Genomic DNA, 12,323 nt, shown 5'->3' on the forward strand with positions numbered 1-12,323 from the left:
TATTATGAAAAATTCAAATTTATTTTCTTTTATAAGCAGTAAATCGCTAATAAACAACCACTTAAGAGAGATTAACTTTCAGGAAAATCAAGAAACTGCTTGGAATTCTCATTCTGTCTTTATTTGCGATTCTAGTTCTAAAATCAAATCATCAAGTATTGAAATAATAAAAGAATTAATAAAGGATGGGGCAATTTTCATTTATTTTCATTTTGAACAAAGAAAAATTTCCAAAAACATAGCAGAAATTACTAACATCAGCGTTGAAGCTTTTAATGATTGTAATATTAACATTACCCCTACAAAAAATCATTCAACAATTTTAAATGAAGTTTATAAAGAGGCTCAATGTTCATATGCATATCCAATAATCACACAGAATGACTCTATTCCATTATTAAACTACATTAATAAACCTGTTGGTATATTAAAACAAGTTGGTCTAGGTCAAATTCTAGCGTATTTCGTTAGTCTAGATTACATATATTATCAACAATTAATCAATAATATTACAACATATACTGATTTATACTATAGTAATTACAACTTTAAAGAAATCAATCTTGGCACTAGTAATAAGTTGATGGCTAATGAATTGAAACCATTCATGGATCAACTAAATATATCAATTAAAAATATTAGTTTAGATAGTGATAAAATTGAAACGTTCAATTCATATGCAGAGAATGCACTAGCTAAAGCTAGAGTTTATTACAATGAATATAAAATACCTGTGCTAACTCAAGATTCGGGTGTTTCAATAGATTATTTAGATGGTAAACCTGCAGTAAATTCTAAAGAAACAGTAGTAGATGAAGAATTTCTTTTAAAATTGAAAGATGCAGCTAATAGAGATGCTCATATTGATCAATTGCAACTGCTTTATTGGAGGTATGAGTTTGATAATGGCAGTTCCAAAGAGATGTATCTCTTCCAATATTCTAAAATTCCAGTAAAAATAGCCCATTACATCAAAGGCCACTCATCACATAAATTTGACAATATATTACTTACTGAAAATAATAAATTCCTATCAGAATTAAGTTTGTCTGATAAAACAAAGATTCTCAATAGAGATTTAGGAATAAAAAGTATTATACAATTTATAGATTCTCACAATCATAATTTCTTTTACAATAATCAAACTAACAATAGTGATATATTTTTATGTGGAGACTTTAATTATGACCAATATATATATAACGTAAATAACACGTCTGAGAATGTTGGGAGACACTTTGAACGTTATGTAACAAATAAGACAAGAACAAATATAATATGCAGGTTTGGAGGAATTTTTCTACTCGAGAAATTAATAAGATTTTATTCAGATGATAAAAATAACATTCATCAACCTATAAAACTTGAAAACGTAAAAATACAGACAGAAAAATATCTTGAAAGGACCGAGCGTGTATATTTAGGTCAAAGATACAACCATCAAATTTTCAATATCAGTGAACATTTAAAACTACCTTCAAATGAAAGCGTTGTTTATAGAATTAAAAACCTTATAACTTCATATGAAGTTATAGTTGATGTACCAAACATTGAAAAGCAATTAACTGATATATACAAAAATGAATCGAACTTAGTAATATCAGAATTTGGGCTAGATAACTTACGTGATCCATATCAGTTACTTATTGAATTAAATAAGAATAAGAATATTGAAAATTTATTCATTAAAACCAATAGGCCACTAAAGTTTCTAGAAGCTTTGTCATCAACAACCGACAACAAACTTAAATATTGTAAAAACGTTTTCATGGCATGTAATTCTGACAATATATTTTATCCAACGCCTTCTAGAATTACTTTTCGTTCATGGGAACAACTTATTGAAAAAATAATAAGCGAAATATCTAACATCAACTTTGAAATAGAAAATACCACTAAATTTTGGATATTCGTTCTATGTAGAAATGAAGGATGCCTGTTAGTAAAGCCCCAAGATGGACATTTCAAAATTATTGCATACCTAGATTCAAATTATAAATACAGTGAATTATCAAACCCTAATTTTGGTTGGGTATCTGAATACCAAGGTGTATTTTTTGCTAAATTGATTGCAAGCATAAGTACACAGACTAATAAAGACATAGATATTGACAAATTGACAAGGGAATGTTGGAAACAATCGCGAAGTTTATTTATTAATGGATTCAATCAAATAACAAAAGATACGGAATATAATCTAATTGAAACTCTAAATTATATTAAAAAAACATCGGATAGTGACTGGTATATAAATGGATTTAGTCCACTTTATCTATCATATAATAACAATTTGGAGGAAGGAAAAGGATTTACCTATAATTCAAAAATCAATAAGCAATTAGAATTCTTTGAAAACAGCTTATCAGGTATTAATGATAATCAAATAATAGAATTATGTTTTCAGATAATCAGTAAAGGCCTAACAGTATTAGATAGAGGAATAAATATAGAAGGAAGAGTTATTAGGCTATATATGTTAAAAATCAGGAAGCTTGTTTCATTTCGACGTAAAGACGTTGAAAAACTGACATATTTAAGTAAACTCATTCAAGATTACAGTTATAGAAATGAAGTCTTCAGACCTCTTTCTATAGCTGTTTTTGGGCAACCGGGTAGTGGAAAATCTTTTATTATAAAAGAAATCATAAAGAGCTTTGATATAGAATTCAAATTTATTGAATGTAATCTAACTCAAATTAATTCCATTGATGATCTTTCAACAATATTTCATCAAATTCAGCATGCTTCTCTTGACAATAAGTTACCTGTCGTTTTTTGGGATGAGTTTGACACATCAAATAAAGAAAATTTGGGTTGGCTGAAATATTTTCTTGCACCAATGCAAGATGGATATATTAAAATAAAAGAAAAGAGTTACTTCTTTAAACGCTCCATCTTTGTATTCGCAGGAGGTACAACATATACATTTAGTGATTTTGAGAAAACTGCACTAAATAATGAATTTAAGAAACAGAAAGTACCAGATTTTATAAGTAGGATAAAAGCTTCATACGATGTAGAAGGAATTAATTATTCAGAGGAGGATAGTAATAACATGAATAACTATTCGAAAATAATAAAAAGATCATTACTTATAAGACATTTACTTAAACAGCATATACCGCATCTACGCACGATATCCAAAGAACTATTAATAAAACTGCTTTTATTCAATTATAAATCTGGAATAAGAAGCCTTGAGTCAATTATAGAATCAAGTACTTTTAGTGAAGATTCTCATTTATCACTTAATAACTTACCAGATCAAGAACAGTTAAAAAATTACATAATAGATTCAACTGAGATATTTGATTTTAAGAAAGAAAATAAAGATTTTTTACAATTTTGAACTTAAAGAATAAAGTACTAAAGCACAACATTTTGTATATTCCATAGGGGTTTTAGCGGTTTTCTGGCATCGCAGCTTTTATCAATTAAGGCGTAACGGTCGACAGTGACGCTCTCCGAAAACCCCTACGTAACATACAATTTTCCGCTGTGGGCAAGGCAAAATCTAGAATTCGCCAAGTGCAAATTTGAATTAAAAGAAAATTATTATGGAAAATGATCTCAAAATAGAATACACAATTGAGAAACACCTAAGTGAACTATGTTTGCAAAACACTGATTTTGAGATTTTAAATGCAGTATGGAAACTCAATAAGAAAAAAATAGGATTTGGGTTAAATAATGTATCCTCTTCATTCCCACATTATAGCCTACACGATAGGTCACATTCTAATACAATTATAAGAAATATCGAATCTTTTCTTGGTGAAGAAAGAATTAGAAAACTAAGTCCTTCGGATTCTTTCTTGATTCTCATGGCGGCATATACACATGATATAGGGATGCTTTTACTTCATTCAATAATTCAAAAGGAATGGGAAAATACTGAATTTGAAGATTTTTTGATTTCAACAAAAGAAAATTCAAATGATGTTGATTTAGTAAAAGCTGCAAAGCTAATATTGGATTTCACTCAAAAAAGTAATGAAAGAGAAATCGAGAATTTAGGCTGGGCTTTAGAAGTGAAAAATGCCGTAATTCTTTTAACCGCTGATTTTTTCAGAAGAACTCATCACTCAAGAAGCAAAGATTACATTTCTGTTGACAATAATGAATTTAAAAGAATTGCACAAGGCTTTTACTCTGATCAGTTACCGAACAGATTTCTTGATTTGTTAGGAGAAATTGCTTATGCTCATGGAATTTCTTTTCTTCAAGTTTTAGATAATCTAGATTTTCAAGCAGATGGATTTCAAAGTGACAAAATACATCCCCGTTTTATTGCATACCTCATTAGATTAGGTGATTTATTAGATGTTGATGATAACCGTTTTGACGAATTTAGTTTACATCAATTATCAAAAATTCCAAATACTTCAATAATTCACAAGGGTAAACATGCATCAATAAAACATTTATTAATTAGTCCTCAATCAATTGAGGCAAGAGTTGATTGTAATAATGAAAATGTTTATAGGACCGCAAGGCAATGGTTTGATTGGCTAATAGATTAAGTTGAAAAACAAAGCAAAGAATGGGCACTAATTGCTCCATCAAAATTAGGAGGATTACCTCCTGTAATACTGAATGGGAAAATTCAAATTTTATACAAAGGGGCATTGCCTAAAAAAGAACTTTTAGATTTAAAATTTACAATTTCAAATCAAAGGATATTTGAAATCTTTGAGGGGGCAGCATTGTATGATGATGCAGAATTTGTGTTTATAAGGGAGATTGTGCAAAACTCAATCGATGCAACAAAAATTCAAATTTGGAAAGATATTTCTAGTGGTATTTATGATTTTATTATAAGACCTCATTTGCAAACAACATACTCACATTTAAAGGCTAATTCAACTTTTGATATCATTTCAAATATTAAATTTCCTGACGATATTCCGAATGATATTTATATGAATTATCCAATTACTCTTTCAATTGATTGGGATGAAAATGATAATGATAAACTAAATATAATATGTATAGACAATGGAACAGGTATTTCTGAAGAGAATTTAATTAGAATGACTCGCAAAGTAGGAGAAAGCCGTAAAAATGACAAATCTTTTCAAGATATTAAAAACAGCCTTCCTTTTTGGCTTAGACCTACAGGCGCTTTTGGGATTGGATTACAATCATTATTCATACTTTCAGACAGTTTTGTGATTCAAACAAAAGCCGATAATGAAAAACCAAAAGAAGTTATATTTAGATCAGCTAAAAAGCAAAATTATTGCTCTATTACAGATAATGAACCTGAATTGAAAAGAGGAACTCGCTTGATTTTAAAGATACATAAGGAAAGATTTTCCAAGATATTCAAGAACTCCTTTTCCTTTGATATTATTGATTCATACGATTATTACACAGATAAAAAGGGCAGTATTTACTTGTATAAGATGCAAGATTATTTATTAAATGAATTAGGGAATATTGAATATCTCAATATTAATTTATTAGATGAAGGTAGCATTAAATCTGCTGAACAAAAATCAACAACAAGCGAACTTAAGCTCATTGCATCAAAATTAACAACCGATTTTCAGGAAAAACTAATCTCATATGAAAAGAAGGAATCCCTCCCCTTTATTGTATATGAATCAAATGTTATAGGATCAGAAATATATCTGGATTTTATTAATTCATTTGATGCTATTGACCTTGAATATCATCAACCACATTATAAGTATTTATATTTTGTTAGAGATATTCCTGTCAAAGACAATACTTTTGGTTTTTACAAATCTCATTATTTTGGACTAATTTGGAATCTTCTTAGTCCTGAATCAGATAAGGTTTTAAGTTTATCACGCAATAAATTAATATCAAAGACAAAGAATGCTCTTAATGGGAAATTGCTCTATGACGTTTTCCCAAGAATAATGCCATCAATAAAATCTTTATTTGAAGATAATTTTAATAGTTATAATATTCCTGAAAGTAATAAATCTTGCATATATTTTCACATTCTACTTTCATGTATAATAAATGAGAATCCTGCTATCTCAATAAAAAAGAACATGCTCTCTAAATTAGAAATCCCATCTTTGCTGATTGAATCTATTAATAATACAAGAAAGGAAATTTTAGCTACTGATTTTTTTGATTTGAAAAAATTATTAGTTGTTTCTGGGAATACTTTTGGTGTTAACAACAAACAAAAATTTCAAATTAAACAGGCAATATATAATTCTATTAAGGAGGAATGTAAAGCAGAAAATGTTGAGGCAATTATATGGGCAAATCAATACTTTGATGTCTATTTGAGATGGAATTATCAAGTGATTAAAATATTTAAGAAAGATGAAAGCGGAAGTGTCTTTATTCTAGAAAAGAATACCACCAAAGAATTTAAGCCAGTTGAGGTTGATGAAAACATTAAGAAACAAATGTTATCTGGCTTAGTTGTTAGAAGATATGTTTCGGCAAACAGACAAAATATTTATGCCATAGAACCTTATTGTAATATTCTTGCTGTTGAAAACACATACAAAGGAGGTTTTGAGCATTTTCCCTATTTATCCTCACATTCAATTTTATCTCCATTTAAAAACAAAAAACAAGCTGATGAAATATTGGAGGATTTAAATAAAGTAAACTTAACTGGAGACAAGTTATCTGATTATGTTTATAAAAAACATATTGATAGTTTAATAACTGATAAGATTGTTGAGAATGTTTTAGAGAATAGAAGCATAAAAAATACAGAAATCACTGAGACTCTGATTAAAAAGGAGTATTCAATATTAATTGTTGATTTCTTTAATGCAATAAAGGATGAAAGCCCAGCACCTAACAATGTATAAAAATAATAGCCGGAATGGCAGTAAATTCAGGGGTTGTAGCCCGCTTCAACTTTCGTGTAACTGGACAGGACATTAGCCCGCAATCCACAACGATTTCATACTGCCAACCGTTAGTAGCAATTCACCCCAATCAAACATTTTAATGGAAAACGTAAAAGAAATATTTAGTTCTAATTTTTTAGATTCTATAACCTCTGTAGATTTATTCGTTCTTCGGGCTAAAACCGGAAATGAGCTTGATTTTAATAAAATTTTACAACTCCAATTTGAGCAACACTACAGTGACAGAATTTCACTCGGATGGATAAATATTTCCGAGATAAATTATAACGAGAAAATTATAACCGAATTTGTTAAATCGTGGATTCCTGATATTGGTCTACAAAAAACAGAATCGGTTATGCCTGGATATTATCTTTTTAAAAATGGAAAGCTAATTGCATATCATCCTGGGACTATTGATTTAAGCAAAATAAATCAACAGGTTCACGGACTCTCTGCAATTTTTAGTGTTATTGCTGGACTTGTAGTTGGACTAGTTGAAAAAGATTTCTTAAAAGGAGTAGAGGCTTTTTTAAATACACTTGAAGCACCACAAGCATTTAAAGTATTCGAATTTTTTAAAGAGGCTCTAGGAGATGCGCAATCTTCGTCCAAACAAAGACAACAAAGCGTATTCAATGAAGAATTGGATAGAGCCTATAAAATATTAGGCGTTTCTCCTGACAATACTGACGAGGAGATAAAAAAAGCTTGGAAAAAACTACAGTTAAAATATCATCCAGATAAAAGCATTGAGAATAAAGATGAGAGGACCAAAATAATAGCTGAGATTAATAATGCTTATGACTTGGTTAAGAAATCAAGAATTCGAGATTAAAAATAAATAACCACTGCCGCTAACATTTTGTAAATTGCATTGCAGTTTCTGTGGTATGTGTAGCTCGGATTCCCGCAACCTCGTTCCGTCCTGCGAGATAAGAACGCGCTCCGAAATCCGCAACGACAATTACAAGTGACCGTTACAGGCCATTTTTAAAAACCCAATTGATGGGAAAATGCAACCATGAAAAGGAATATGACATCTTGATTAAAACGAAATCTTAAAACCTACAAATTATGAAACAGTTAATCAAATATTTCTGCTTAGCGAGTATGATTTTGTTTCTTATGTCTTCCTGCGAAAAAGACGATCCTGAAGTGAATGATTTTAATGACAACGATTTCATTAAATCAGAAGTATCAAATGATAATATCATTTCCAATTATAAATACAATGCTATTGGGAAAATTGCCGAAACAGAGGGGATATATTTTTACAACAAATATCTGTACGACAATGATGGCAAACTAACTAGCCGTGAAACCGCTATAGACCCATCAGTGTTATCTTCTTCGTTGCCAACTGAAAAAACAGAATTAATGACCGGGGAAAACAGTTCCATATCGAGTCGCCAAATTTTTAAATATGATGAAAATGGGAGATTATTGGAAATTGAGAATTATTTTAAAACAGAAGAAGATAAATTTGAGTTACGGTCAAAACAGAGTTTTGAATTTATTGACGGGAAAATTGTAACAAGGAATATACACAATGAAAATGGAGAGATTACACAATTTAATGTTTATGAATATGACGAAAACTGGAACGTAAAAAACGAAAAATATTACAGTTACCTTTCTACTGAAAGCACCCAGCCAAAATTGATAAGTGAAAAATCCTTTAAGTTTGATAATAAGAAGAATCCTTTCAAAATTCTCAATGAATTGGGCAGTCCTGGACTTTTCACAAATTCAAATAATATAATTGAAACAAATCTGATCAGACATGAAGAAGTTCCGGGGTTTGAAAAATATTCAACCAGTACGACATCCTATGAATATAATCAAAATGATTATCCGATTAAGGTCCTAACTGAAAACAGTGAATATGAATACAGATATTAAAAACCTCTTCGAAATCCGCCACTACAAGTTGTACCAACCGTAAGTGGCAAGATTGAAGAAAACAAAAGAATATAGAAATCAATGGATTAATCAAGAAAACCAAAAATGAATAAAAAAGTATTATTATTTCTTGCACAAGGATTTGAAGAGTACGAGGCAGGGGTATTCACTGACGTAATTGGCTGGAGTAGAATATTAGGTAATGAGCCAGTGGACATGATTACCACTGGACTTAGACCTGAAATAAAATGCAAATGGAATTTTAATGTTCGTCCTGAAATTGAATTTGACAAAATCAACATCAATGACTATGACGCATTAGCAATACCAGGTGGATTTGAAGATGCTGGTTTTTATGAAGATGCGTTTGATGAACGGTTTTTAAACTTGATACGGGATTTCGATAAAGATGGAAAAATAATCGCAGCTGTTTGTGTAGCAGCAATTCCAATTGGGAAATCAGGAGTTTTGAAAGGTAGAAACGCAACTACTTATGATTTGTCTAACGGATTTAGAAGAAAACAACTTGCAGATTTTGGAGTAAATGTTCAAGACAAGCATGTTGTTGTTGACAAAAACATTATAACGTCGACTGGACCAGCAACCGGACTAGAAGTTTCATTTAAACTATTGGAAATGTTGACTTCTACAAAAAATGTTGATGAGATAAAAATACATATGAGATTTACAAACAAATGACAAAAGCCAGCCTATAACAAATTATCATATGGGAAGCAGCCACAACGAAACTATTAAAGACACAGAGATTGGAATAGACTAATCAGATAATAAAAACCAAAACACATTAAAACAGGCATACATTATGAGAAGCAAACAGCTATGTTACATTATTTTATTTTTTACCGTATCGTTTTCGTTGAAGGCACAAAATGAGGTGATAAAAATATGGCCAAAGCTGGCACCAGGCACTGAGGGTATGGAGAACAGCGAACAATGGAGAGACAAAAGATCCGTGACAAATGTTTATCAGCCAGATCTGACTGTTTTTTTGGCTAATGGTCAAACTGAGCTCACACCTGCAGTAATCATATTCCCGGGAGGAGGTTACAATCAGGTTGTTATGGCAAAAGAAGGCTATAAAATTGCAGAATGGCTTAACGAACACGGCATTACAGCTTTCGTTCTTAAATATCGATTAAATCGTGATGCGGCCCTAAGGGATGCACAAAGAGCGATAAGTCTGATTCGATCAGATGCTTCAAAATATAATATTGACAAAAACAAGATCGGTGTTATTGGTTTTTCTGCCGGTGCTCATCTTGCAGGTAATCTTTCCGCTAATTACCTTACCCGGGCATACCATGACCCGATTGATACAGTATCATCCAGGCCTGATTTTATGATAGGTGTCTATAGCAGCTATCAGGGAATTAAATGTCATGAGAATTTCCCCCCAACATTTCTGGTTCATGCTGGAAATGATTTAAAAGCACCAGTGCAGGGATGTGTTCAACTGTATTTAGGTCTACTCGCAAATAAGGTTCCGGCAGAGATGCACATATACGAACATGGTGGACATGGTTTTGCTTTAGAAACAAATAAAGGAGAGGCGATAACAAGTACAGTAATGGATTGGTCAGATCGTTGCATAGAATGGCTTAAATTAAGAGGGATTCTAAAAATGGACTGATGATATGTTGATTTATTTCAAATAGCCAGAGCCAATGTGTAAATTCCTGCCATAGATTAACATTGAACAGTAACATCAGTATACAAAACTTTGTAAATTGCATTGGTGTTTCTGTAGTATGCGCAGCCCGTATTCACGCCTGATCGTCTTTCGTCCTAATCGAACAGACAATCACGCGCAATAAGCTACGACAATCCGGAATCTAATGTTGCGTTCAACTTTGGAAAAAATACTTCACAGTGTAGTTAATTTGGAATTTAATATACTAACTGATTAAACAGTTAATTTAAAAGAGAATTTCAAATGGAAAATCTAAGTACCAATGAATGGAAAATTTTTAAGGGAGCAGGCTGGTTATTAGGAATTGTGCTCTCAATTGTAAGTGCACTTGTTGTATTCACCTTATCTAAAAGTTTGGCTGCTGCTGTTTCAGCAGCTTTACCAATTGGCGTTTTTGCAGGAATTAGTATTGAGCAAAAATTACAGAGAAAAAATGAGGCAATCAACCCTGCGAAAACTAGAATAATGATTGGTTCATTACTACTTGGTTTTATCATTTTCGTTGCACTTTATATTATTCTTCAACTTTTATAACTCGTTTTAACTGCGTGCAGGATCAAAGAAAAATAGAAAATGAATTTGTAGAAAAAATCCATAGGCATCAAGGGATTTTGCATAAGATTTGTTTTGTATATTCAAATTGCAATGCTGATAAAGAAGATTTATATCAGGAAATTGTTTTGCAATTATGGAAGTCATACCCATCATTCCGAAACGAAGCAAAATTTTCAACCTGGATGTACCGGATTGCACTAAATACTGCAATCACATTAAATAAAAAAGCTGTCTTATTTGAAAATACCAAAGCCCTATTGCGTGATGATATGGCTATTGAAGATGCTATTGACTATTCCGAAGACATTAAAATTCTCTATATCGCCATTTCAAAACTGAGCAAGATAGAAAAGGCTGTTATTCTGCTTTGGCTTGAAGAAAAAGGATATAGTGAGATTTCTGAAATCGTTGGGATATCCGAAAAAAACGTAAGCGTAAAATTAGTACGAAGCAAAAAAAAGCTTGCAAAAATCATTAAAAAGCTGTGCTGATGCAAAATTTAGATTTAAGTAAATATCAATTAGCCTGGAAAAATGAAAAATCATTTCAAGTAGAAAAACTTTCTGCTATTGAAATTCACACGTTTATGAAATCAGCTTCAAAAATTGTGGGTCAGTACAAAAGGTCTTTAATTTTTGATATAGTATTAAAAAGCACCTTACTCATTTCATTTATTGCACTAATTTTTCTTCTGAAAAATCAATCAATTGCCATTATTACCAATTCATTTTTTATTTTCATAACTACCCTTGGAATAATCTGGCAGGCAAAAGTTTACAAAAAAGTTGATAAAATAAGTGTTGCAAAAGAACATCTAATAGATCTATTAAGAGCCTATATTGACTTTTACAATGTGCACTATATTAAATCCATATTTGTGAATGCCTTATCAAGCACTTTATTTTTTCTTAGTGGCTCTCTTTTTTATCTCTTCTTCAAATACAACCAAATCCCACCTTTTGAAATAGACGATTTTATTGTTTTAACCATGGGAATCATTTTAAGTTATGGTATTAGTGCTTTTGCACAAATACGACAAACCAATTTTAATATTAAGCAATTGGAAGGTTGCCTGGTTGAAATTGAAGAAAATACAATTAGTGAAGCAAGCATTAAAAAATTTAAAACGAACAGGATAAAAAGTATAGCCACAATTGGAATTGCATTGATTTTAGGAGTGATATTATTACTCTTTATATTCTTTAGCTTTATTCACACAGGATAATCAAATGGAAAAAACAATCACAATGAAAAACTGAAATAAGGCAGCGCCCTGGTTCAGATATTCGTCTGCT

10 protein-coding genes are annotated in these 12,323 nt (G+C 30.9%); all 10 read left to right on the plus strand.

Going from position 1 to position 12,323, the window contains the following annotated elements; genetic code table 11:
* The first annotated feature begins 4 nt into the window (after positions 1-4).
* The gene (locus ACE01N_RS10260; protein ID WP_380588067.1) at positions 5-3,349 is read left to right on the plus strand and encodes a non-canonical purine NTP pyrophosphatase; all 3,345 of its coding nucleotides are present in this window, start codon (positions 5-7) and stop codon (positions 3,347-3,349) included.
* Positions 3,350-3,557: 208 nt separating this feature from the next.
* Complete coding sequence (locus ACE01N_RS10265; protein WP_380588070.1) at positions 3,558-4,523, plus strand: HD domain-containing protein; 966 nt, start codon at positions 3,558-3,560, stop codon at positions 4,521-4,523.
* 105 nt (positions 4,524-4,628) lie between these two features.
* On the plus strand, positions 4,629-6,815 hold the full coding sequence (locus tag ACE01N_RS10270; protein ID WP_380588073.1) for an ATP-binding protein: 2,187 nt from the start codon (positions 4,629-4,631) through the stop codon (positions 6,813-6,815).
* 142 nt (positions 6,816-6,957) lie between these two features.
* Positions 6,958-7,695 carry a J domain-containing protein gene (locus tag ACE01N_RS10275; RefSeq protein ID WP_380588076.1) on the plus strand — a complete coding sequence of 246 codons (738 nt, stop codon included), beginning with the start codon at positions 6,958-6,960 and terminating at the stop codon, positions 7,693-7,695.
* Between the two features lie 239 nt (positions 7,696-7,934).
* Positions 7,935-8,762, plus strand: coding sequence for a hypothetical protein (locus ACE01N_RS10280; RefSeq protein ID WP_380588079.1), 828 nt, complete (start codon positions 7,935-7,937; stop codon positions 8,760-8,762).
* A gap of 105 nt (positions 8,763-8,867) precedes the next feature.
* On the plus strand, positions 8,868-9,461 hold the full coding sequence (locus ACE01N_RS10285) for a DJ-1/PfpI family protein (RefSeq protein WP_380588082.1): 594 nt from the start codon (positions 8,868-8,870) through the stop codon (positions 9,459-9,461).
* Between the two features lie 124 nt (positions 9,462-9,585).
* The gene (locus tag ACE01N_RS10290; protein ID WP_380588084.1) at positions 9,586-10,413 is read left to right on the plus strand and encodes an alpha/beta hydrolase; all 828 of its coding nucleotides are present in this window, start codon (positions 9,586-9,588) and stop codon (positions 10,411-10,413) included.
* A 303-nt stretch (positions 10,414-10,716) separates the two neighbouring features.
* Complete coding sequence (locus tag ACE01N_RS10295; protein WP_380588086.1) at positions 10,717-11,007, plus strand: hypothetical protein; 291 nt, start codon at positions 10,717-10,719, stop codon at positions 11,005-11,007.
* A gap of 14 nt (positions 11,008-11,021) precedes the next feature.
* The gene (locus ACE01N_RS10300; protein ID WP_380588088.1) at positions 11,022-11,519 is read left to right on the plus strand and encodes an RNA polymerase sigma factor; all 498 of its coding nucleotides are present in this window, start codon (positions 11,022-11,024) and stop codon (positions 11,517-11,519) included.
* Entirely contained in the window at positions 11,519-12,253 is a 735-nt protein-coding gene (locus ACE01N_RS10305) for a hypothetical protein (protein ID WP_380588091.1), read from the plus strand. Before ACE01N_RS10300 ends, ACE01N_RS10305 begins: the two co-directional genes overlap by 1 nt.
* Positions 12,254-12,323 lie beyond the last annotated feature (70 nt).

The organism is Quyinboa ferrireducens (genome assembly GCF_042436675.1).
Taxonomy (GTDB): Bacteria; Bacteroidota; Bacteroidia; order Bacteroidales; family UBA5342; genus JBHJHP01.

What these genes read in the sequence shown, in the direction of transcription:
- ACE01N_RS10285 (WP_380588082.1), top strand. Translation starts at nt 8,868, where the DNA reads ATGAATAAAAAAGTATTATTATTTCTTGCACAAGGATTTGAAGAGTAC.
- ACE01N_RS10265 (WP_380588070.1), top strand. Translation starts at nt 3,558, where the DNA reads ATGGAAAATGATCTCAAAATAGAATACACAATTGAGAAACACCTAAGT.
- ACE01N_RS10280 (WP_380588079.1), top strand. Translation starts at nt 7,935, where the DNA reads ATGAAACAGTTAATCAAATATTTCTGCTTAGCGAGTATGATTTTGTTT.
- ACE01N_RS10305 (WP_380588091.1), top strand. Translation starts at nt 11,519, where the DNA reads ATGCAAAATTTAGATTTAAGTAAATATCAATTAGCCTGGAAAAATGAA.
- ACE01N_RS10295 (WP_380588086.1), top strand. Translation starts at nt 10,717, where the DNA reads ATGGAAAATCTAAGTACCAATGAATGGAAAATTTTTAAGGGAGCAGGC.
- ACE01N_RS10260 (WP_380588067.1), top strand. Translation starts at nt 5, where the DNA reads ATGAAAAATTCAAATTTATTTTCTTTTATAAGCAGTAAATCGCTAATA.
- ACE01N_RS10275 (WP_380588076.1), top strand. Translation starts at nt 6,958, where the DNA reads ATGGAAAACGTAAAAGAAATATTTAGTTCTAATTTTTTAGATTCTATA.
- ACE01N_RS10290 (WP_380588084.1), top strand. Translation starts at nt 9,586, where the DNA reads ATGAGAAGCAAACAGCTATGTTACATTATTTTATTTTTTACCGTATCG.